This window comes from Streptomyces collinus Tu 365, from assembly GCF_000444875.1.
In the GTDB taxonomy this organism is placed as follows: domain Bacteria; phylum Actinomycetota; class Actinomycetes; order Streptomycetales; family Streptomycetaceae; genus Streptomyces; species Streptomyces collinus_A.
The window spans coordinates 1169369-1192692 of record NC_021985.1 but is presented as its reverse complement, the minus strand read 5'-3'; the positions used below and the strand labels follow the sequence as shown (position 1 = coordinate 1192692).

Annotated in this window: 17 protein-coding genes; 12 read left to right on the top strand and 5 right to left on the bottom strand. The window is 71.1% G+C overall.

The window, feature by feature from the left end:
* Positions 1–73 precede the first annotated feature (73 nt).
* Positions 74–1252 carry an acyl-CoA dehydrogenase family protein gene (locus B446_RS04735; RefSeq protein ID WP_020938275.1) on the top strand — a complete coding sequence of 393 codons (1179 nt, stop codon included), beginning with the start codon at positions 74–76 and terminating at the stop codon, positions 1250–1252.
* A 78-nt stretch (positions 1253–1330) separates the two neighbouring features.
* On the opposite strand, the gene B446_RS36020 is transcribed toward B446_RS04735, so the two are convergent.
* The 4 genes from B446_RS36020 to B446_RS39180 all read right to left on the bottom strand — a co-directional run bounded on the left by B446_RS36020 (position 1331) and on the right by B446_RS39180 (position 5777).
* Positions 1331–2281: a ThiF family adenylyltransferase gene (locus B446_RS36020; RefSeq protein WP_020938274.1), complete on the bottom strand. Its 951-nt coding sequence runs from the start codon at positions 2279–2281 to the stop codon at positions 1331–1333.
* A gap of 41 nt (positions 2282–2322) precedes the next feature.
* Complete coding sequence (locus tag B446_RS04725; protein ID WP_148305723.1) at positions 2323–3567, bottom strand: hypothetical protein; 1245 nt, start codon at positions 3565–3567, stop codon at positions 2323–2325.
* Complete coding sequence (locus tag B446_RS04720; RefSeq protein WP_020938272.1) at positions 3564–5507, bottom strand: B12-binding domain-containing radical SAM protein; 1944 nt, start codon at positions 5505–5507, stop codon at positions 3564–3566. The genes B446_RS04725 and B446_RS04720 overlap by 4 nt, the downstream gene beginning before the upstream one ends.
* Before the next feature lie 108 nt (positions 5508–5615).
* Positions 5616–5777 carry a hypothetical protein gene (locus B446_RS39180; protein WP_158506745.1) on the bottom strand — a complete coding sequence of 54 codons (162 nt, stop codon included), beginning with the start codon at positions 5775–5777 and terminating at the stop codon, positions 5616–5618.
* A 576-nt stretch (positions 5778–6353) separates the two neighbouring features.
* Here B446_RS39180 and B446_RS04715 point away from each other — a divergent pair.
* The 11 genes from B446_RS04715 (at position 6354) to B446_RS04665 (ending at position 21939) form a co-directional block, all read left to right on the top strand.
* The gene (locus tag B446_RS04715) at positions 6354–7421 is read left to right on the top strand and encodes a cytochrome P450 (RefSeq protein WP_020938271.1); all 1068 of its coding nucleotides are present in this window, start codon (positions 6354–6356) and stop codon (positions 7419–7421) included.
* A 162-nt stretch (positions 7422–7583) separates the two neighbouring features.
* Entirely contained in the window at positions 7584–8852 is a 1269-nt protein-coding gene (locus B446_RS04710; protein WP_020938270.1) for an MFS transporter, read from the top strand.
* Between the two features lie 34 nt (positions 8853–8886).
* The gene (locus B446_RS04705; RefSeq protein WP_234967611.1) at positions 8887–10800 is read left to right on the top strand and encodes a RiPP maturation radical SAM C-methyltransferase; all 1914 of its coding nucleotides are present in this window, start codon (positions 8887–8889) and stop codon (positions 10798–10800) included.
* A 65-nt stretch (positions 10801–10865) separates the two neighbouring features.
* Positions 10866–11369 (top strand): DUF5825 family protein, encoded by a 504-nt coding sequence (locus B446_RS04700; protein WP_148305722.1) that lies wholly within the window; start codon positions 10866–10868, stop codon positions 11367–11369.
* Complete coding sequence (locus B446_RS04695) at positions 11362–12528, top strand: cytochrome P450 (protein WP_020938267.1); 1167 nt, start codon at positions 11362–11364, stop codon at positions 12526–12528. Before B446_RS04700 ends, B446_RS04695 begins: the two co-directional genes overlap by 8 nt.
* An 81-nt stretch (positions 12529–12609) precedes the next feature.
* A complete protein-coding gene (locus B446_RS04690) occupies positions 12610–13458 on the top strand; it encodes an oxygenase MpaB family protein (protein ID WP_020938266.1) in 849 nt (282 codons plus the stop codon).
* A 121-nt stretch (positions 13459–13579) separates the two neighbouring features.
* A complete protein-coding gene (locus tag B446_RS04685; protein ID WP_020938265.1) occupies positions 13580–15799 on the top strand; it encodes a serine/threonine-protein kinase in 2220 nt (739 codons plus the stop codon).
* Positions 15800–16099: 300 nt separating this feature from the next.
* Positions 16100–17680, top strand: coding sequence for a phytoene desaturase family protein (locus B446_RS04680; RefSeq protein WP_020938264.1), 1581 nt, complete (start codon positions 16100–16102; stop codon positions 17678–17680).
* A 58-nt stretch (positions 17681–17738) separates the two neighbouring features.
* Complete coding sequence (locus B446_RS04675; protein ID WP_020938263.1) at positions 17739–18851, top strand: nitronate monooxygenase; 1113 nt, start codon at positions 17739–17741, stop codon at positions 18849–18851.
* A complete protein-coding gene (locus B446_RS04670) occupies positions 18848–20398 on the top strand; it encodes an acyl-CoA synthetase (RefSeq protein ID WP_020938262.1) in 1551 nt (516 codons plus the stop codon). Before B446_RS04675 ends, B446_RS04670 begins: the two co-directional genes overlap by 4 nt.
* Before the next feature lie 44 nt (positions 20399–20442).
* Positions 20443–21939, top strand: coding sequence for an acyl-CoA synthetase (locus tag B446_RS04665; RefSeq protein WP_020938261.1), 1497 nt, complete (start codon positions 20443–20445; stop codon positions 21937–21939).
* Between the two features lie 19 nt (positions 21940–21958).
* Here B446_RS04665 and paaK read toward each other — a convergent pair whose 3' ends face one another.
* Positions 21959–23254 (bottom strand): phenylacetate--CoA ligase PaaK, encoded by a 1296-nt coding sequence (paaK, locus tag B446_RS04660; protein WP_020938260.1) that lies wholly within the window; start codon positions 23252–23254, stop codon positions 21959–21961.
* Positions 23255–23324 lie beyond the last annotated feature (70 nt).

Below are 23324 nucleotides of genomic sequence, written 5' to 3'. Positions count from 1 at the left end.
GCCATTCCCTATTTCTGGAACACGTTCTACGGTGTGCGCCGTCAGGACCGCCCTTGGGGACCCTGGAGGCGCCGTGCACCTCGACCACACGCCCGAGCAGCAGCGGCTGCGCAGCGACCTGCGCGCCTACTTCGCCGAGCTGGTACCCGAACACGCCTACGCGCGCTACACCGACCGCGCCGCGCAGAAGCGGTTCTACCGCGAGACCATCCGCCGCCTCGGCGCCGACGGCTGGCTCGGCGTCGGGTGGCCACCGGAGTACGGCGGGCGCGGCATGACGGCGATGGAGCAGTTCATCTTCTTCGACGAGGCCGCCCAGGCCGGCGTGCCGCTGCCGCTGATGGCTCTGAACACCGTCGGCCCGACGATCATGCGGTACGGCACCGAGGAGCAGAAGGCGTACTTCCTGCCCCGCGTCCTGTCCGGCGAGATCGACTTCGCGATCGGCTACAGCGAGCCCGAGGCCGGCACCGACCTGGCGTCCCTGAGGACACGCGCCGTACGGGAGGGCGACGAGTACGTCGTCAACGGGCAGAAGATCTGGACCACCAACGGCGACACCGCGGACTGGGTCTGGCTCGCCGTGCGCACCGACCCGGCGGCACCGCCGCACCAGGGCATCACCATGCTCCTGGTCCCGACCTCCGACCCGGGCTACTCCTGCACCGTCATCAACACCCTCGCCTCGCACGACACCACCGCCAGCTACTACGAGGACATCCGCGTCCCCGTCTCCCGGCGGGTGGGGGAGGAGAACCGGGGCTGGCGGCTGATCACCAACCAGCTCAACCACGAACGCGTCACCCTCGCCGCGCACGGCACGATGGCCATCCGCGCCCTGCACGACGTGCAGCGCTGGGCGATGGACACCAAGCTGGCCGACGGCCGGCGGGTGGCCGACCTGCCCTGGGTGCGCCGCCTGCTCGCCCGGACCCACACCCGGCTCGACGCCATGAGACTGCTCAACTGGCAGATGGTCTCGGCGGTCCAGGAGGGCACGCTCACCCCGCAGGACGCCTCCGCCGTCAAGGTCTACGGCTCCGAGGCCCGCCGGGACGCCTACGCCTGGCTCATGGAGATCACCGCCGCCGCGGGCCCCCTGAAGGAGGGCTCGGCGGGCGCGGTCCTGCACGGCGAACTGGAGCGCGGCTACCGCTCAGCGGTGATCTTCACCTTCGGCGGCGGCAACAACGAGATCCAGCGCGAGATCATCTCCTGGATCGGCCTCGGCATGCCCCGGGTACGGCGGTGAGCCTCGGGTGACCGGGCAGGCCGCTGCGGCGTCGGGCCTCCGCCGGGGCCCTCCGAAGAGCTCACCTCCCGCACATTCTCAGGTCAGAGCCGCCCCCAGCAGCTCGACGCGATGCGCAGTCGTCCGGGCGCTCACGCCGAGTATGCCGAAGATGAGATCACGGCCCATCGTCGCGCCCACCAGCGTGTTGACCGGGCCGAACGAGGCCGCCATCGGTGTGACCGCGGCTCCGGCCGTGGCCCTCGCCTCTTGGCGTGACGCGATGAAGGCCGGGACGTCGGCGGGCCGGATCAGCGGTCCGCTCGACCCTACGCGCAGGCCGCAGCCTCCCGTGATCATCGACGCTCCGCGCTCAAGACAGGCTTCAGCGCACAGTTCCGGCAGCGACGCGGGACGGTCGGCCGCGACAACGAGGAACCCGCCTTCGCGCAGGTGCGGCACCAACGCCTCGCTGGTCGTGACGGTCTGCATGACAGCGGTCGGCTCCGCTTCGGGGAGGCGCTCGCGCACCCACTCGCGGGCCACATCGACCTTCGCCCGTCCGACGTCACAACGCCGGTAGAGATATTGGCGGTTCAGGTTCTCCAGTGCGACCCGGTCGCCGTCCACGAGCGTGAGCCCGCCCACGCCCGCACCCACGATCTCGGCCAGCACCGCGCCGCCGATGCCGCCGACGCCGAGAACGGTCACGTGTGCCGCGCGCAGCCGGTCCTGCGCCGCGCCGGCATCCAGACCCAGGGCCGCGAAGTACTCGACCTGGTTACGCCAAGCGGACGAGTGCCACGAACGGTCGAACGGTGCGACCACGAGGCGAAGCCGAAGCAGCGTACGCATGATCGCGTCCACGTGGCCTCCGCTCGGCGCCGGGAGGCCGGCCGGCTCGTCGGAGACCGCTTCGAGCCATGCGAACATCGATTCGGGGCAGCGTCGGACCAGCAGTACCTCGTCGGAAAAAACGCGCAGCTCGTCGCCGTCGCGGGACCAGGTCGCCGCGGGCGAGAGAACGTAGCGGTCGATTCCGTCAGCCATCCCTGGCCTTCCTTCGTAGCGAGATCACCGTCGGGCCGAGGTCATGAGGAATCGGCGTTCCAGCTGAACCGGGGGAAGCGCACGGCGTCCATCGGTGGCCAGGGCAGACCTCCCAGTGCCTCGCGTTGCAGCCAGTGGCCCCGCAGACGCAGGAGCGGCAGGACCGGACACCGCTCGCGAACCGCTCGTCGCAGTTCGTCGTACGCCGCACCGTCGTCCGGGACTTCGGACAGCCGGTGCAGCAGCGGCGCGAGCACGGGGTCACGGCGCGCCGGGTCGAGCAGGTCCAGAGCACAGATCGGATCCTCGAAGAGCGGGCCCCGCAACGCGAGGAGCACGTCGCAGGACTGCGCCGAGCCCGAGACGAAGTCGGCGGGCGCCAGCTCGATCTCGACTCCGAGGTTCTCGGTCAGCTGGGCCGCGACCTCCTCGGCCACGTCCAGATTGGGGTAGTAGTCCCAGTACCCCAGGCGCAGCCGTACACCGGAACCGACGGTGCTCGGCGGTGCCTCGACGTGGTGGTCGGGCGCCGCCGGCTCCGCACCGCTCCAGCACCGTGCGACGAGGCGGTCGTAGCGAAGCGCGCCGAGGAGCCGGCGACGGAACTCGGCGTCGCCCACCGCCGACGGGCTGTCGGGGTTGATCTCCAGACGCATCTCGATCGCGGTCGGCGCCGTGTGGAACACCCCGCTGCCCGCGAAGTCCGGGACACGGTCGAGCGGAAACGCCGTCGCGCACGTCACATCGACCTCGCCCCGCCGGAACCTCTCGGGGGCGTCGTGCGGATCGCGGCGGACGAGCACCCGCACAGGTGGCGTGCCGGTCTTGACGGGCTCGAGCCAGTACTCGTCGTCGGCGGTGCGCACGGCACGCTGGTACGCACCGGAGGACAGTTGCCCGCACGAAGAGATCGGAGCGAGGTCGACGCTTCGGAGCAGGCTGGGAAGGTGCGGCGCCGGGCGGCGCAGCTCGACGACGAGCGCGTCCTTCGATGTGCGGACCGCGCGGATGTCGCGCAGGAACCGCTGGAGCGACGGGACCGTGAGCGCGGCCCGGATCGCCCGGGCGTGATCGCGCGCACGCACCGGGCTCCCGTCGGAGAAGGCAGCGCCGCGCTGGACGCGGTAGTGCTGGCTCAGCCCGTCGTCCTCGACCCACATGAGATCGAGCCGGCTGTGCTGGCTGGCCGCCGCGAACCAGCGGCTCAGGTAGTCGCCTCCCGTGGGCCCGTGCCATCGGATCGGGTCGTCGTCCACTTCGACAACGACCGGGCGCGTCGCGCTCACGTGGTCACGAGGGGGGCGTCGACCCCAGGGGGAGTGCCTGCGGGGGCGTCCGGTGAGGCGTCGATCCGCGCGCACAACCCTGCCACCGCCGTCGCGACCTCGCGCAGCCGGCCGGGGGCGATGTCCGCGAGGAGAGCTTCGCGTTCTGCCCGCCCGCGCGGCATGAGGGCCTTGAACATCTTGGCCTGCGCCGGTGTCAGGCGCAGAGTCGAGACCTCGGCCTCACTCGCGCGGTACACGACCACGACCGTCGGACGGCTCAGCTCCGGCTGCCAGGTGATGTCGCGCGGATCGGAGATCATCGTGACGATGTCGACCTCGAAGTCCGCGATCAGGAAGTGTGGCTTCTCCTCCACGGTGGCGGGCCGTCTGTACACGTTGACGAGCTCTTCCTCGACCTCGTCCCCACGGAACTCCGCGAGCATGGAGTCGTAGGCGAACAGCGCCCTGGCGGCTTGCGCGTGCACGCCCTCCATGGGCGCCAGAATCTCGGCGAGCGCTTCCTCGATGGGCATGGCAGCCCGTGCGAGCAGCGCGTCGATGAGTTCGACGTACGTGTGTCCCGCGCCCTGCTTGAGGAATCGCAGCAGGTGGTAATAGCGGCGCGTGAAGTACCGGGAAAGGCGCAACACGTCCTGGTAGTAGGCGTAGTCCCGATTTCCGCTGCGAATGAAGCTGAATCCGGTGAAGGTCGCCGGATTGTCCTTGATGAGCGCGCGGACGTCCGACGGGAGAAAGGTGCCCATGACGTCGAGTCCGCTTTCGAGCGGTTCGAGTTCGGCCCGGTACTCGTCCGTGATCTCAGCGCCGGGAAGCGGCTGAAGCACACTGAGGTCACTGTTGACGGCGCCGTAGGCGATCGCGTCGAAAACGACCTCCAGTGCTTTCTCGAGGTCCTCGGCGCTCTCGTCCGGGTATCCCACGATGGTGTTCGTCTCGAACTGGATGCCGACTTCCCGGGCGGACCGGAAGAACTCGTAGGTGCGCTTGGTCGAGGGCATCTTCAGCATGGCTTTGAGGATCTTCTCCGATCCCGCGTCCGTGCCGCAGAAGATGTTGAAGCATCCCGCGTCGGCCATACGCCGCAGAAGGGACGGGTTGACGTTGTCCGGCCGGACCGCGCAGCCCCACTCGAACATGTCGTTGTGCTCGGCGAAGTAGGACACGAACTCGTCGAGGTACGTGCGCTTGTTGGCGAAGTTGTCGTGCAGGAAGTTGAACTGGGTCACCCCGTACGCGCGATGCAGGAAGCGAAGCTCGTCGAGGATGACCGCGGGATCCTTGATCCGGAAGTCGCGGTCCCAGAACGTCGACGTCATGCAGAACTTGCACGAGTAGGTGCACCCGGAGCCGATGTGCACGTCGAAGATGTGCGGGGTCGACAGCCGGATGTAGTCGCCCATCGGGACGGCGTCGTACGCGGGCATCGGCACGAGGTTCAGGTTCGTGGTCGGCTGGGGCCCGCTGGACGCGGCCTGGCCGTTCCTGCACGACCAGAAGCCGGGCACCCCGGCGGGATCGGCCCCGTCGGCGACGGCGTCCGCGAGGGCGGTGATCGCGAGCTCTCCCTCGCCGCGGCACACGAAGTCGACGCAGTCGGCGAAGCGCGGGAGGGCGTCGGGGAAGACACCGAACGTCCCGGGTCCACCGAGAACCACCGTGACATCGGGCCGGAGCCGCTTGACCTCACGCCCGATGAGAAGACATGACGGGAGAGTGTCCGCGAGGCAGGTGAGGCCGAGGATCTCGGGATCGGCGGCGAGGAAGCGAGCGCAGGTCTGCTCGAGCCAGTCGGCGTCACCGGGTTCGAAGGCGCCGATCCGGTGCTCGTACTCCAGGTCGACGACGACCGTGGGATGACCATGTGCCGTCAGCGGTGAGGCAATGCAGAGCAGTCCGAGAGGAACGAAGAACGGAGAATTGACATCGGAATTGATCAAAGGCCGGCCGAGCGTCACGCGCGCATGCCGCGTGGACGATCGAACCGACACCTGGCCCTCTCCAGCGAACGAGAGGGCCAGCCGCTTCTGAGTCGGCATCAGATGCGATCAGCAGCGCCGCGCGACGATGGCACCCAAAGTAGCCGATGACAGGGCGATCAACTCGACATCGTCGTCGAGGTCAAGGCCTTCTTCGTCGGTGAAGAGAACCATGTCCGGTTCCGCCTCGTCCGTCATGGTCACGGAGCGTTCCTGCACTGCCTGCGCCATTTTGACTCCTCTTTGCCTTGACTGCTTCCAACATCCTTATCCCATACGCTTCTTGGCGTCACGTCAATGGGCGGTGCACACATCGCAGGTGGGCACACCTGGTCCCGGAACCATCGGGCGATGTGCGGCAGTGACATCGCCGGCCACAGGGACGTGCCCTGTGGCCTGCGACGACGGGAGTTCTTCGGTCTTCCGCCACGCAGGACCACCAGTTCCGGCGGACCCGCCCCTTGTAGAGCTTGATCGAATCTGGGTAGGGTGCCGATCCGGAACAGCGTCAAGCGGAGAGGTCGCCGTCTGACGCTCCTCACCTTCAGCGCGCAAAGCCTGAACACGGATGATTTCCCGTCGGCTCCACTCTTCATGCGTATTCCGTTATGTGACATTCGGGACGGAGCTAGGATTGTGACGTCTTCGCAGGCCAACGTTCCTGATCTGGAATCCACGGCAGTCCCGTTCTTTCCGATTCCCAGGGCGCCCGGCTGTCCGCTGGATCCGGCGCCCGGGCTCGCCGAGCTGCAGGAACGGGCGCCGCTGGTCCGAGTCCGGCTCTGGGACGACAGCACTCCGTGGCTGGTGACGAGGCATGCGGAGCAGTGCGCGCTGCTGTCGGACCGCCGGGTGAGCGCGGACTGGATGCAGCCGGGCTACCCGTTCCACAGTCAGTTCCTGCGGGACCACCATGAAGAAGGCCAGTTCCTGACCGCCATGGAAGGCCCCGAGCACCTCCGGCTGCGCCGGATGATCGCCCGGCCGTTCACCCCGCGCAAGGTCGAGCAACTGCGGCCCACGGTCCGGCAGGTCGTCGACGACCACATCGACGCTCTGCTGGCCGGCCCGAAGCCGGCGGATTTCGTGGCGGACTTCGCCCTGCCGATTCCGTCCATCACCATCTGCCACGTGCTCGGCGTCCCTTACGAGGACCACGACTTCTTCCAGCACGCCATCAGGACGATGACCGGCAGCGACGTACCGGACGACGCCGTGAACAAGTCCCAGGGCGAGCTGTACCACTACCTGGCCAAGCTGATCGGCCGCAAGCTCGCCGCCCCCGAGGACGACCTGCTGTCCCAGTTGGCCACCGAACGGCTGGCCACCGGCCAGCTGAACCGGCACCAGCTGGTGATGCTGGTCCTGTTCCTGCTGATCTCGGGGCACGAGACCACAGCCAGCATGATCGCGCTGGGCACGCTGGCCCTGCTGCAGCATCCCGACCAGATCGCCGTCCTGAAGGACTCCGACGGCCCCCAGGTCGCCGCGGCCGTCGACGAGTTGCTGCGCTACCTGACCACCGTCCAGCCCGGCCGTCGCCGCGTGGCCGTCGAGGACATCGAGATCGCCGGGCAGGTGATCCGCGCCGGCGAGGGTCTGATCCTCCCGGAAGAGATCGGCAACCGCGACGACAGCGTGTTCCCCGACGCCGGGAAGCTGGACCTGCGCCGCGACGCCGGTCAGCAGCTCGCCTTCGGGTTCGGTGTGCACAAGTGCACCGGCCAGCCGCTGGCCCGCCTGGAGCTCCAGGTCGTGTTCGCCGCCTTGTTCCGGCGCATTCCGACACTGACTCTGGCCGCCGACCTCGCGGACCTCCCGTTCATGGACGACGGGCTCGGGTACGGCGTCAAGAAGATGCCCGTGAGCTGGTAAGTGAATGAGGCTGAGCAACCTTCACCGAGGAGGGCCGCGGCGCCGGCGACGGGTCCCGCAGGGCCGGCCCGATGTCCCGCGCGACGTACGGACTGTAGGTTCCGGTGGGCGGCACAGGCCCGACATCAATGATCACCGGAGTCAGCAGGGGGAGCCCGCAGCATGACCGGCACCACGGAGGCCCTCGGCGGGTCGGCCGCAGTCGACGACGCGGCACGAGACGTCACGCGCCCGTTCTACGTGTACGCCGTGCTCGCCAACTCGTTGTTCCAGCGGGGCGTGTTCGTTCTCTTCCTTCAGCATCGAGGTTTCTCCGCCGGGCAGGTGGCCCTCCTGCAGACTCTGATCTACCTGGTCAGCGGGCTTGCCGAGTTGCCGACGGGAGTCATCGCCGACCGGATCGGCAGGCGAGCCAGCATCGTGATCGGGCAGATCCTGATAGCTGGATGTCTGCTCGGCCAGGGGACGTTCACCGACTACTGGGTGTTTCTGGCGCTGTTCGTCGGCCAGGGCGTGGGCATGGCATGTGTGTCCGGTTCGGACACCGCCCTGCTGTACGACCTGCTCGTGCGTCGCGGTGCGACGGCCCGCTATGTCAAGGTCAAGTCCCGGTTCACCATGCTCGGGACGGTCACCTCGGGAGCCGCCATCATCCTCGGCGGCCAACTCCAGCGGATCTCCTGGGGAGCCGTCTACGTCGGTTCGGCGTCGTGCCTCGTCCTGGCCGTGGTGGTGCTCATGGTACGGGTGCCCGAGATCCGCGGCGCGGACGCGGTGGACGAGCAGGACGGAGCCGAGGCGCACCGCGACGCGACAGCGTGGCGGGCGATGCTCCGGGTCGCCACGCCGGCACTCGTGACGCTTGTCGTGGTGTCGGGACTGATGCACGCGACATTGACGCCGTTCATCATCTTCACCCAGAAGACCCTCTCCGACCAGGGAGCGGGCACCGCGTTGGTCAGCGTGGTCATCTCGGCGGGATTCTTCGTCGGCGGACTCGTTCCCCTGCTCTCGGATCAAGCGAACCGGCGCGTCGGGTACCGGGTCATCGTGCCGGTGGGCCTCCTGGCGCTCGCCGCGGCACTCGGTCTGAGCGGCCTCGGCCTCGTGTGGGTCACCATCGCCGCGTTCCTGGTCCTGGTCGGAATTCCCGAGATCACCGCGGTGCTCGTGGACAACGTGCTCAACGAGGCGGTGCCGTCACGCCACCGGGCGAGCCTGCTGTCGATGATCTCGTTCGTGGAGTCGGCGCTCATCGGCACCGGCTATCTCGTACTCGGCGTGCTCATGGACGGGTTGGGCTCCAGTGCCGGCATGGCCACGTACGCCGCGGTCCCGCTGCTGGCGTGCCTCCTGTGGCTCCCCGTGCTCCTCCGGGGTGCGCGGGTGACCACCGGGACCGAGAAGCCCGCCGACGAAAAGGCATCGTGAAACAGGCCAACGACGAGGAGCCGCAGTGGAACTGATGCAGATCGGGCACCGACGACCGGTGCTGGATCCGGACCCGCCGGTCGTGCACGAGGGTGCCCTTTCGGTCGCGTTGGTCTGCATGCCCTGGGCCGTGGTGGACATGCCCTCACTGGCGCTGAGCACGATCGCTCCGCTGTTCCGCAAGCGCGGAGAAGTGGCGAAGCTCGATGTCGTCTACGGCAACATCAGGTGGCTCGACTTCCTGCTCCGGGACGTGGGCCTCGAACGTGAGCACTACGAACTGATCGTCGACGCCGAGGTGTTCGGGGTCGGCGAATGGGTCTTCTCCAGCTGTTTCCGCCCCGGCGTCGACCCACGCGACACGAGTTTCCACGACCTCCTGAGCGACAGCGAGCACGTCGACGCCTACTGTGCGATGTTCCGCGCGGCGCCCGCCTTCATCGACGAGTTGGCCCGGGATCTCGTTTCGTCAGGCGTCGACGTCCTGGGGTTGACGACGACGTTCGACCAGAACATCGCCTCGTTCGCGCTCGCGCACCGCGTCAAGGAGCTGGCCCCGGGCGTCGTCACGATGCTCGGCGGGGCGAACTGCGACGGCGTGCAGGGTACGGCGGTCCACCGCGCTCGCACGGAGTTCGACTACGTGGTCCGGGGCGAGGCGGAGCGCTCGATCGCGCCGCTCGTCGCCCACATCGCGGAACGTCGGAGCGGTGACGGGACCAGGCGCGACGAACCGCTGCGTGCCGTGCCCGGCCTGTGCTGGCGCGACAGCGACGGAGCCTCGGTCAGCAACCCCATCGGACCGACGCCCGTCTCCATGAACGTGGTGCCGGAGCCCGTATACGACCACTACTTCCGCGACTTGGGGAAGTCTCCGGTCGCCCGGCTCATCGATGTCAAGATCCCCCTGGAGGCCAGCCGCGGGTGCTGGTGGGGCGCGAAGCACCACTGCACCTTCTGCGGCCTGAACGGGTCGGCCATGGCTCATCGCGCGAAGCCCGCCGAGCGCGTGCGGGCGGAGGCGAGCCGGGCTGTCCGTCGCCACCACGTGCTCGACCTGGTGTTCGCCGACAACATTCTGGCGCCCGACCATGTCGCCCGTCTGACCACGGACCTGGCGCTGCCCGCCGAATGGGACGTCCGGCTGTTCGCCGAGGTGAAGTCGAACCTCAACTTCGGTCAGCTCGAGTCCCTCGCGCGCGCCGGTTTCACGCAACTGCAACCGGGTGTCGAGAGCCTCTGTACACCGATCCTGCGCATCATGCGCAAGGGGGTGACCGGGTGGCAGAACGTGAGGTTCCTGCGGGACTGTGCCACCTGCAGGATCTACCCGTCGTGGAACATCCTCGTGGGCTTCCCCGGGGAGGACGACCGCGACTACACGGCGTTGATCGACGCGCTCCCGTCCCTGCATCATCTGACGCCGCCCGCCGGGGTCTTCCCGATCAAACTGGAACGCTTCAGCCCCTACTTCGACGACCCGGAACTCGGTCTCAAAGCTCTCGGTCCCTCGCGCAACCTGGTGAGCGCCTACGAGGGGGTGGTGGACGCACTGGACGACTTCGTCTACGTGTTCGAGTCTGCGCCCGCCGGCATATCACCGGAGCCGTACGGGAAGTTGCGCGAAGCGGTGGCGGACTGGAGGGCCAACGCGTCGCTGTCCCGGCTGGTCGCCCTGCCGGCGCCGGACGACTCGCTCGTCGTCGTCGACGACCGGTCCGCCTGGCCCTCCCGTGAGGTGGTGCTTCCACCGGGTCTCGAGGCCGAGGCCTACCGGGCACTGGCCAAGGGCAAAACGCTTCCCGCGCTCGCTTCCACGATGTCCTCGCTCGGGATCGCGGTGCCGGAAGACCGGCTCGAAGAACTCGTCGAGAGCTGGACGGAGCTCGGAATCGTCTTTCACGAGGATGCCACCTATCTGGCGCTGGCGACGGGATTGCGTTGGTGACGAAGCAGACAGCAGGGCGGCGGTCGAACCGACGGAGGCTCTTCGCGTCAGTGAACCTCCACGCGATGCGGGGCCGGGAGGACCTCGTCACCCTGACCCGGTCGGGATACGCCGGGGTCCGACTGGCCGGTCACTTCGCCATGCCGGAGATGGGCGATCGGGAACTCGTCTCCTTGATCGCGCTGCTGCGTGACGCGCGCGGCGTCGGTCTGCGGGTCGCGTGGAGCGGCGACTGCGGCGCCCTGGAGGTCGGGTGCCTGCGCCACCTCGACCCGCCACGGCAGTCGGACGGCACCTTCGCGTGGTCGGCGCGGCAGGGGGAATCCCTTGTCGTTCGGCGCGGTCCGACGTTCCTGGCCGTGGAGGACACCCGCCACGGGGAACGTCGCCGCGTCGATGTCGACCGCTCGGAACCGGCGGCAGCCGTGCTGGACGCGAGCCGCTGGGGGCACACGATCACCCCCGCGGAGGCGGCCAGTCTGCAGGCTCTCGCACTGCACGACCTCGTCTTTCGTTCCGGCGACCACGGTGTGGGTATTGCCGTAAGGCAAGGAGTCTGGTGTGTCTGACGGCAAGATCCTCTTCCGCGGGACACTCGATGAGCGGACCGTGTCGCGAAGCTCGGCGGAGCCGGCCGCCACCGTCGTTCCGATGCGCATGGGAACGGCAGGGGTGGGACTGCTCGTCAACGATCACGGCGAAGCCACCCGCATCCTGTCCGACGTCGAGACCTACGGCAGCGCGGGCGAACTCATGGCCAGCGTTTTCGACGAGCCGGCCGAGTCGCATCCGGACGCGGCGTCCGAGGCGGTCTTCGCGGTCAACCAGACCGACGGGGAAGAGCACCGCCGCGTACGGCGCGCACTGCGGAGGGTCATCGACGCTCGCGTCCGCGATGTCTCGGACCAGCTGATCCAGGATGTCCAGCAGTCGATCGAGAGCGCTCTCGCCCTGGGGAGGCTCGACGCGGTCGCGTCGATCGGCGTGCCGGTCGCCGACAGTGTCATGTCGCGGCTGCTCGGGCTCGACGCGAACCTCGTCTCGGCCCTGAGGAACGCGGTCTACCAGGGATACCCGGTGCGCGAACTCGACGCCACGCTCGTCGACTGGGTGCGCGACAGGCGTGCCCACCCCGCCGATGACCTCGTGTCGGACCTGATGGCGGAACTGCCCTCTCTCGACGACCGACAGGTCGCGGCGAACACTCGGCTGCTCGCGCTGTCGGGTGTCGAGGTGCTGGCGGCACTGATCACGAACGGGATCCTCTGCCTGGCGCAGGATCCGGGGACCCAGAGTCTCGTACGCGAGGACGAGACGCTGCTGCCCGGCCTCGTCCACGAAGTGCAGCGGTACGCGAGTCCGATCGCCCGGGGGATCTACCGGATGACGAAGCGGTCGTCCGTGATCGGCAAGTACTCGGTTCCCGCAGGTACTCTCCTCGTCATCGGCGTGGACGTCTGCAACAGGGACACGTCGGCATTCCCCGACGCCCACAGGTTCGACCCCACGCGCGGTCGGGATTTCGAGCATCTGACGTTCGGTCGCGGGCGGCATTCGTGCCTGGGTATTCCGGTCACCCGTCTGATCGCGATGCAGGCCCTGCGCATGTTCCTCTCGGGAACGACGCGTTTCGGTCTGACCGTGGAGCCGTCGGAGCTGCGTTTCCACGAGACCATGGTCATGAACGGTCTCGTCGAGCTCCCGATCTGGGTCGAGTGCGCCGACTAGCCTCCCGTGCGGTGGGGGGCACGGTCACGTACCGCTCCGCCCGCCCCCGTGGCATCGTGGGCGCAGGGTGGAGGTGAGCGCATGACCGGTCGTGATCCGGGGCTGTTCGGACCCACCTCGGTGACCTGGCAGATGCACGGCGATCCGATGATGTGGGTCGCCGGCATCCGCGCGCTGTATCTGCAGGCCCTGCACCCGCGGGCGGTCCGTGGCGTGCTGCAGAACTCCGACTTCCGCCGTGACGCCTGGGGCCGGCTGATGCGTACCGCGGACTTCGTCGGCACCACGACGTACGGCACCACGGCGGCCGCAGAGCGGGCGGGCGCCCGGGTGCGCCGGATCCACCGGCTGCTCGGCGCGACCGACCCCGCGACCGGCGAGCGCTACGGCGTCGACGAGCCGGAACTGCTGCTCTGGGTGCACTGCGCGGAGATCGACTCCTACCTGCACGTCCTGCGCCGCTCCGGCTTCCCGCTCGGCGACGCCGACGCCGACCGCTACATCGCCGAACACCGCGTCAGCGCCCGCCTGGTGGGCCTCGACCCGGACGCCGTCCCGGCGGACCGGGGCGAGCTGGCCCGGTACTTCGAGAAGGTGCGGCCCGCACTGGCCGCGGGACCCGAGGCACGCGAAGTGGACGACTTCCTCCTCCGTCCGCCGACGCACCCCCTCCTGCTCCCCGCGCGCGAGGTGCTGTGGCGGCGCGTGGCGCAGCTGGCCTACGCCTCCCTGCCCCCGTACGCCCACGAGCTGTACGGCAGGCCGGCCCCCGCGGCCGCCACCGTCACCCGCCGCCTCCGGGCCACGGGCACCGTGCTGCGGTGCGTTCCCGCACGTCTGCGCTGGCAGCTGCCGCCCAAACACGTCCTGCGCGCCATGGCGAGACTCGGCCCGGGAGCCCGGCCCGCACCATACAAAGTGGGGCGATAGCCCGCCATACTGGACGGGCAGGGGGGTGTGTCACGGAACGGGTCGCGTCGCGCGCGGCCCGGGGGGCCGTGGCGCTGTCCCTGAGGGGTGGGGCGGACGGCGACGGGGGCGACGGCGCGCGATGGGGGAGAACAGGCTGATCCAGGGCCGTTACCGGCTGCTCGACCTGATCGGGCGGGGCGGCATGGGCGAGGTGTGGCGGGCCCGGGACGAGTCCCTCGGGCGGCAGGTCGCGGTGAAGTGCCTCAAGCCGCTCGGCCCGCAGCACGACCCCTCCCTCACCCGGGTGGTGCGCGAGCGGTTCCGCCGGGAGGCCCGGGTGGCCGCGGCGCTGTCCCACCGCGGGGTGACCGTCGTCCACGACTTCGGCGAGGACGACGGCGTCCTCCACCTCGTCATGGAACTCCTGGACGGCCGCGACCTCAGCCGGCTCCTGGAGGACGCCGAGGGGCACCCGCTGCCGGTGGACGAGGTGATCGACATCGCGGAGCAGGTGGCGGCCGCCCTCGCGTACACCCACCGGCAGGGCGTCGTGCACCGCGACCTGAAACCCGCCAACATCGTCCGGCTGGCCGACGGCACGGTGAAGATCTGCGACTTCGGCATCGCCCGCCTCGGGCACGACATCGGCTTCACCGCCCGGCTGACCGGCACCGGCGTCGCGATGGGCACCCCGCACTACATGTCCCCGGAGCAGATCGCCGGCACCGAGGTCGACCAGCGCAGCGACCTGTACTCGCTGGGCTGCGTGCTCTACGAGATCGCCACCGGGACGCCCCCGTTCGACCTGGACGACGCCTGGGCCATCCTCGTGGGCCACCGCGACACCCCGCCCGGACCGCCGCGCGTCCGGCGCCCCGAACTGCCCGCGCCCTTCGAACGGATCGTCCTCGACCTGCTGGCCAAGCGCCCCGAGGACCGGCCCTACGACGCCGACGAGGTGGGGCGCCGGCTGGCGGCGGCCCGTGCGGCGGCCGGGTACGTGCCGACGGTGGTGACGACCTGGCCGCCGGCCGGCGGGGCGCCCGTGCGCGAGACCCGCCTGCCGTCCTGGACCCGGGGCATGACCACCGGCCACAAGGCGGTCGGTGCCGGACCGCACCCCGCCCCGGCCGACCCCGGCGCGGTCCTCACCGGCGCCTGGACCCTCCCGGCCGCCACCGGTGCCGGGCCGGCGCTGCCGACCCGGCCGTCCCCGGACGCCGTCGCCGCCCTCACCGCCCGGCACCACGAGGGGCTCGCCCTGGCCCGGCGCGGCCGGTGGGCCCGGGCCCGCGAGATCCACCTGGCCGTCGCCGCCGAACGGGCGGCCCTGCTCGGCCCCGACCACCCCGACACCCTCGCCAGCCGCTACGAGGCCGCCTTCACCCTCAGCCGCACCGGCCGGGCCGCCGCCGCGCTGCGCGCCTACTCCGGCGTCGCCGAGGCCCGGGAACGCGTCCTCGGCCCCGACCACCCCGACACCCTGGCCGCCCGCCAGGAGACCGCCTACGTCCTGGGGCGGCTGGGCCGCCACTTCGAGGCCCACCAGACCTACACCGCGGTGCTGGCCGCCCGGCTGCGGGTCATGGGGCCCGACCACGCCGACACCCTGCGCTGCCGGCACAACCTGGCCCTCAACCTCAGCCGGCTCGGCCGCCTGGAGGACGCGCACCGCATGGCGCTCGACGTGGCCGCCGCGCGGGCCCGGGTGCTCGGCCCCGACCACCCCGACACCCTGGTGACCCGGTTCGAAGTCGCCTACACACTGGGGCAGTCGGGACGCTGGGAGGAGGCGCTGCGCACCTACCGGGAGGTGGCCGAGGCGCGTGCCCGTACCCTCGGCCCCGACCACCCGGACACCCTCGCCGCCCGCTACGAGGCCGGGATCAGCCTCGGCCGGCTCGGCCGCAGCGCGGACGCCCTGCGGGTCTACCGCGACCTCGTCGAGGACCGCACCCGGGCCCAGGGCGCCGCCCACCCCGACACCCTGCGCGCCCGGCACGGCGTCGGCGTCAACCTCGGCCGGCTGGGACGCTGGGAGGAGGCTCTGGCGGAGGCCCGCGACGTGTGCGCGCAGCGCGAGCGCGTCCTCGGCCCCGACCATCCCGACACCCTGGTCAGCCGCCGCGAGATCGCCGTCGCCCTGGGCTGGCTCGGCCGCTGGACGGCCGCGCTCACCGAGTACGGCAGGGTCGCCGCCGCCCGCGAACGCGTCCTCGGCCCGGACCACCCCGACACCCTCGCCAGCCGCAACGACGAGGCCCACTGCCTTGAGCAACTGGGCCGGGGCGCGGAGGCGGTGGCGCTGTACCGCAGGGTCGCGGTGTTCCGGCAGCGGCAGGCCGCCGGCGACCACTGAGCGCGCCGAGCGCGCACCCGGCCACCGACGCCGGAGCCGCGTGCGCGGCGTGCGGCCGGCAGCCGCCCCCGGGCGAACGGGCCTCGGCCGCCCCCAGCCGCCTACCACCACCCGCTGTCCACCACCACGCCGTGAGCCGACCGGAAGCGCGCCGTAAGCCGCCCGGAACCCGCCTTGAGCCGCCCGCCACGACGGTGTCCCCGCCCGCGCACGCCGTTTGACCGCCCGACATCGCGCCGCTCCCCACTCCGCCGCCGCGTACCTCTGGCCCGTCTTGATCGTCTCGTGCTACGAAGAGGCATGCCTGCCGACGAGGGAACCCGCAGCTACGACGCCGTCATCGTCGGCGGCGGCCACAACGGTCTGGTCGCCGCCGCCTACCTGGCCCGGGCCGGCCGCAGTGTGCTGGTGCTGGAACGGCTGGACCACACCGGCGGCGCCGCCGTGTCCACCCGGCCGTTCGCCGGGGTGGACGCCCGGCTGTCGCGCTACTCCTACCTGGTCAGCCTGCTGCCCCGGAAGATCCTGCGCGACCTCGGGATCGAGGTCGGCCTCCGCGGCCGCACCATCTCCTCGTACACCCCCGTCGAGCGCGGCGGACGGCCCACCGGGCTCCTCGTCGGCGGCGGCGAGCCACGTACCCGGGCGGCCTTCGCCCGGCTGACCGGCGGCGAGCGCGAGTACGCGGCCTGGCAGCGCTTCTACGGCATGACCCACGAGGTCGCCCAGCGCGTCTTCCCCACCCTCACCGAACCGCTGCCCACCCGGGACGAGCTGCGCCGCCGCGTCGACGACGAGGCCGCCTGGCGGGCGCTGTTCGAGGAGCCCATCGGTGTCGCCGTCGAGGAGAACTTCACCGACGACCTGGTGCGGGGCGTGGTCCTCACCGACGCGCTGATCGGCACCTTCGCCGACGCCCACGACGCCTCCCTCGCCCAGAACCGCTGCTTCCTCTACCACGTCATCGGCGGCGGCACCGGCGCCTGGGACGTGCCGGTCGGCGGCATGGGCGCCCTGACCGACGCGCTGGCGGCCGCCGCGCGCTCGGCCGGCGCGGTGATCGCCACCGGGCACGAGGCGCTGGGCATCGACACCGACGGGCGCACCGCCGAGGTCCGCTACCGCACGGCCGACGGCGAGGGCGTCGCCGCCGCCCGGCACGTCCTGGTGAACGCCTCCCCGCGCGAACTGGCCGCGCTGACCGGGGACACGGCCCCCGAGCCCGCCGAGGGCGCCCAGCTCAAGGTGAACATGCTGCTCACGCGGCTGCCCAGGCTCCGCGACCCCGACGTCGATCCGCGCGAGGCCTTCGCGGGCACCTTCCACATCGCCGAGGGCTATCAGCAGCTCGCCACCGCCCACGCCCAGGCCGCCGCCGGCGAGCTGCCCGGCGCGCCGCCCTCGGAGATCTACTGCCACTCGCTGACCGACCCCAGCATCCTCGGCCCCGACCTCGCCGGACGCGGCTACCAGACGCTGACCCTGTTCGGACTGCACACCCCCGCCCGGCTGTTCGCCCAGGACAACGACGCGGTGCGCGAGGAACTGCTCAAGTCCACCCTCGCCCAGCTCGACGCCCACCTCGCCGAACCCCTCGCCGACTGCCTGGCCACGGACGCCGACGGACGCCCCTGCATCGAGGCGAAGACCCCGCTGGACCTGGAGCGCGACCTGCGCCTGCCCGGCGGCAACATCTTCCACCGCGCCCTGTCCTGGCCGTACGCCCAGGAGGGCACCGGACGCTGGGGCGTGGAGACGGGCCACGCCAACGTCCTCCTCTGCGGCGCGGGCGCGGTGCGCGGGGGAGGGGTGAGCGGAGTGCCGGGCCACAACGCGGCGATGGCGGTGCTGGCGGACCAGGGCGCCTGCTCCGCAAGCTAACTGACGGAGCATCAGGAAAAGTCTTCCGTCGTACGGGGGACTGCGGCATCCTGCGCGCATGCAGACGGAGCTGAGCAGGAAACTGGGCGTCGAGCACGCCGTCTTCGGCTTCACGCCGTTCCCCGCCGTGGCCGCCGCCATCAGCAGGGCCGGCGGCTTCGGAGTGCTCGGCGCGGTCCGCTACACCGCGCCCGACGAGCTGAAGCGCGACCTCGACTGGATCGAGGCGCACGCGGAGGGCCGGCCCTACGGCCTCGACGTGGTGATGCCGGCGAAGAAGGTCGAGGGTGTCACCGAGGCGGACGTCGAGGCGATGATCCCCGAGGGCCACCGCCGGTTCGTGCGGGACACCCTCGCCCGGTACGGGGTCCCGGAGCCGGCCGAGGGCGAGGCGTCGGGCTGGCGCATCACCGGCTGGATGGAGCAGGTCGCCCGGAACCAGCTCGACGTCGCCTTCGACTACCCGATCAGGCTGCTCGCCAACGCCCTCGGCTCGCCGCCCGCCGACGTCGTCGCCCGCGCCCACGACCGGGACGTCCTGGTCGCCGCGCTCGCGGGCAGCGTCCGGCACGCCCGCAAGCACCAGGCGGCGGGCATCGACGTCGTCGTGGCCCAGGGCTACGAAGCCGGCGGCCACACCGGCGAGATCGCCACCATGGTGCTGACCCCCGAGGTCGTGGAGGCCGTCGACCCGCTGCCCGTCCTCGCCGCGGGCGGCATCGGCAGCGGACAGCAGGTGGCGGCCGCCCTCGCCCTCGGCGCCCAGGGCGTCTGGCTGGGCTCCGTGTGGCTCACCACCACCGAGGCCGACCTCCACTCGCCGGCCCTCACCCGCAAGCTCCTCGCCGCCGGGTCCGGCGACACCGTCCGCTCCCGCGCCCTGACCGGGAAACCGGCCCGCCAGCTGCGCACCGAGTGGACCGACGCCTGGGACGGCCCGGACGGGCCCGGCACCCTGCCCATGCCGTTGCAGGGCCTGCTGGTCGCCGACGCCGTCTCCCGGATCCAGAAGTACGAGATCGACCCGCTGCTCGGCACCCCCGTCGGCCAGATCGTCGGCCGGATGACGAGCGAACGTGGTGTGCAGGCCGTCTTCGACGACCTCACCCGCGGCTTCGAGCGGGCCGTCGACCGTGTCAACCGCATCGCCGGAAGGAGCGGCCCGTCGTGACCACACCCCCCGCCGGCTTCTGGGCCCAGGCCGCCCAGGACCCCGAACGCACCGTCCTGATCGCACCCGACGGCGAGCCGTGGACCGCGGGCCGCCTGCACGCCGACGCCAACCGGCTCGTGCACGGGCTGCGTACCGCGGGCCTGACCCGGGGCGACGCCTTCGCCGTCGTCCTGCCCAACGGGGTCGAGTTCCTCACCGCCTACCTGGCCGCCAGCCAGGCCGGGTTCTACCTGGTCCCGGTCAACCACCACCTGGTGGGCCCGGAGATCGCCTGGATCGTCTCCGACTCCAGCGCCAAGGTGCTCGTCGCGCACGAGAGGTTCGGCGAAGCGGCACGCCGGGCCGCCGACGAGGCCGGGCTCCCCGCCTCCCACCGGTACGCGGTCGGCGCGGTCGGGGGTTTCCGGCCGTACGCCGAACTCCTCGACGGACAGCCCGCGTCGGCCCCCGGCGACCGCACGCTCGGCTGGGTCATGAACTACACCTCCGGTACGACCGGACGCCCGCGCGGCATCCGCCGCCCCCTGCCCGGCAAGGCCCCCGAGGAGGCCTACCTCGGCGGCTTCCTCGGCATCTTCGGCATCCGGCCCTTCGACGGCAACGTCCATCTGGTCTGCTCGCCGCTCTACCACACGGCCGTCCTGCAGTTCGCGGGCGCGTCCCTGCACATCGGCCACCGCCTGGTGCTCATGGACAAATGGACGCCCGAGGACATGCTCCGCCTCGTCGACACCCACCGGTGCACCCACACCCACATGGTCCCCACCCAGTTCCACCGCCTGCTGGCGCTCCCCGAGGAGGTGCGGGCGCGCTACGACGTGTCGTCCATGCGGCACGCCATCCACGGTGCCGCCCCCTGCCCGGACCACGTCAAGCGGGCCATGATCGACTGGTGGGGCCACTGCGTGGAGGAGTACTACGCGGCCAGCGAGGGCGGCGGGGCCTTCGCCACCGCCGAGGACTGGCTGAAGAAGCCCGGCACGGTCGGCAGGGCCTGGCCCATCAGCGAACTCGCGGTCTTCGACGACGACGGCAACAGGCTGCCGCCCGGCCGGCTCGGCACCGTCTACATGAAGATGAGCACCGGCGGCTTCTCGTACCACAAGGACGAGACCAAGACACGCAAGAACCGCATCGGGGACTTCTTCACCGTGGGCGACCTCGGCTACCTGGACGAGGACGGCTACCTGTTCCTGCGCGACCGCAAGATCGACATGATCATCTCCGGCGGGGTCAACATCTACCCGGCCGAGATCGAGTCCGCGCTGCTCGCCCACCCCGCCGTCGCCGACGCCGCCGCCTTCGGCATCCCGCACGACGACTGGGGTGAGGAGGTCAAGGCCGTCGTCGAACCGGCACCCGGGCACGAGCCGGGGCCGGCCCTCGCCGCCGCGCTGCTCGACCACTGCGCGGACCGCCTCGCCGGCTACAAGCGCCCCAGGAGCGTCGACTTCATCGCCGAGATGCCCCGCGACCCCAACGGCAAGCTGTACAAGCGGCGGCTGCGCGACCCCTACTGGGCAGGCCGCGCACGTCCGGTGTGAGGGTGCTTGACCCGCGCGTCCGGCAGGGCAGAGGATCGGCTGTCATGACGCAGCGACACAGCAGCACCGTGGACGGGGTGCTGCGGCGCAGCGCCCGCCGCACTCCGGCCCGCGTGGCGCTGGAGTACGGCGAACGCAGCTGGACGTACGGGGAACTCGACGACGCCGTCTCCCGGGCGGCGGGCCTCCTGCTAGCCGAGGGACTCGCCCCCGGGGACCGGGTGGCCGCCTACGGGCACAACTCGGACGCCTACGTGCTCGCCTTCCTCGGCTGCGCCCGCGCCGGTCTGGTGCACGTGCCGGTCAACCAGAACCTGACCGGTGACGACCTCGCGTACCTCCTCGGCCAGTCCGGCAGCACCCTGGTGCTCACCGACCCCGACCTCGCCGGGCGGCTGCCCGACGGCGCCCGCGCGCTGCCCCTGCGCGACACCGCGGACTCCTTCCTGACCCGGCTGGCGGACGCGCCGCCGTACGACGGACCCGGGCCGCGCACCGAGGACCTGGTGCAACTGCTGTACACCTCGGGCACCACCGCCCTGCCCAAGGGCGCGATGATGACCCACCGGGCCCTGGTCCACGAGTACCTGAGCGCGATCACCGCCCTCGACCTGAGCGCGGGCGACCGGCCGGTGCACGCGCTGCCGCTCTACCACTCCGCGCAGATGCACGTGTTCCTGCTGCCGTACCTCGCGGTCGGCGCGACGAACATCGTCCTGGACGCGCCCGACGGTGACCGCCTCCTCGACCTGGTCGAGGCCGGCCGCGTGGACAGCCTGTTCGCACCGCCGACGGTGTGGATCGCCCTGGCGAACCGGTCCGACTTCGCCGTCCGGGACCTGGGCGGACTGCGCAAGGCCTACTACGGGGCGTCGGTCATGCCCGTGCCGGTGCTGCGGCGGCTGCGCGAACGGCTGCCGGGGCTCGCCTTCTACAACTGCTTCGGGCAGAGCGAGATCGGCCCGCTGGCCACCGTGCTCGGCCCCGACGAGCACGAGGGCCGCCTCGACTCCTGCGGCCGGACCGTGCTGTTCGTGGACGCCCGCGTGGTGGACGACAAGGGCGAGGACGTGCCGGCCGGCACCCCCGGGGAAATCGTCTACCGCTCACCGCAGTTGTGCGAGGGCTACTGGAACAAGCCCGAGGAGACCGCCGAGGCGTTCCGCGACGGCTGGTTCCACTCCGGCGACCTCGCGGTGCGCGACGAGGACGGCTGGTTCACCATCGTCGACCGGGTCAAGGACGTCATCAACTCCGGTGGCGTGCTGGTCGCTTCGCGCCAGGTCGAGGACGTCCTCTACACCCACGAGTGCGTGGCCGAGGCCGCCGTGATCGGACTGCCCGACGAGCGCTGGGTGGAGGCCGTGACGGCGGTGGTCGTCCCCCGCGGCGAGGTGACGGAGGAGCAACTGGTCGCCCACGTACGGGAGAAGCTCACCGCCTTCAAGGCACCCAAGCGGGTCCTGTTCGTCGACGCGCTGCCGCGCAACGCCAGCGGCAAGATCCTCAAGCGCGAACTGCGGGACCGGTTCGGGGACTAGGCACCGAACCGGACACGCCCTAGCGGGGGCGCAGGTCCACGATCCGGCGGATCTTGCCGACGGAGCGTTCCAGCGACTCCGGCTCCACGATCTCCACGTCCACGGAGACCCCGACGCCGTCCTTCACGGCCGCGGCGATGGACCGGGCCGCCTCCTGCCGGATCCCGGGCGTGGCACCCGGGCGGGCCTCGGCCCGTACCGTGAGCGCGTCCATACGGCCCTCGCGGGACAGCCGGAGCTGGAAGTGCGGCGCGACACCGGGGGTGCGCAGCACGATCTCCTCGATCTGGGTCGGGAACAGGTTGACCCCGCGCAGGATCACCATGTCGTCGCTGCGCCCGGTGATCTTCTCCATGCGCCGGAACACCCGGGCCGTGCCCGGCAGCAGCCGGGTCAGGTCCCGCGTCCGGTACCGGACGATCGGCATGGCCTCCTTGGTCAGCGAGGTGAACACCAGCTCACCCCGCTCGCCCTCCGGCAGCAGCTCGCCGGTGATCGGGTCGACGACCTCGGGGTAGAAGTGGTCCTCCCACACGTGCAGGCCGTCCTTGGTCTCCACGCACTCCTGCGCCACGCCCGGACCGATCACCTCGGACAGCCCGTAGATGTCGACGGCGTCGATCCCGAACCGCTCCTCGATCTCCTGCCGCATCCGCTCGGTCCACGGCTCGGCCCCGAACACACCCACCCGCAGCGAGGTGCCGCGCGGGTCCACGCCCTGGCGCTCGAACTCGTCCAGCAGGGTCAGCATGTACGACGGGGTGACCATGATGACGTCGGGCTCCAGGTCCCGGATGAGCTGGACCTGCCGGGCCGTCATGCCGCCGGACGCGGGGACGACCGTGCAGCCCAGGCGCTCGGCGCCGTAGTGGGCGCCCAGACCGCCCGTGAACAGGCCGTAGCCGTAGGCCACGTGCGCGATGTCGCCGGGCCGGGCGCCCGCCGCCCGCAGGGAGCGGGCCACCATGTCGGCCCACATGGAGAGGTCGTTCTCCGTGTAGCCGACCACCGTGGGCAGGCCCGTGGTGCCGCTGGAGGCGTGCAATCGGCGGATGCGCTCGCGGGGCACGGCGAACATGCCGTACGGGTACTGCGACCGCAGGTCGGCCTTGGTGGCGAAGGGGAAGTGCGCCAGGTCGTCGAGGGAGCGGCAGTCCTCGGGGCGGACGCCGGCCTTGTCGAAGGACTCGCGGTAGAAGGGCACGTTCTCGTAGGCGTGCCGGAGCGAGGCCCGCAGCCGCTCGAGCTGGAGCGCCCGCAGCTCCTCGGCCCCGAGCCTCTCGCCCGCGTCCAGCAGCTCCCTCGCATCCGCCATCGGGACTACTCCCTCGCCGTCCTCGCATTACGGACGACCGATCATTCGGTCGATTCCCTCGGGGTCAGTA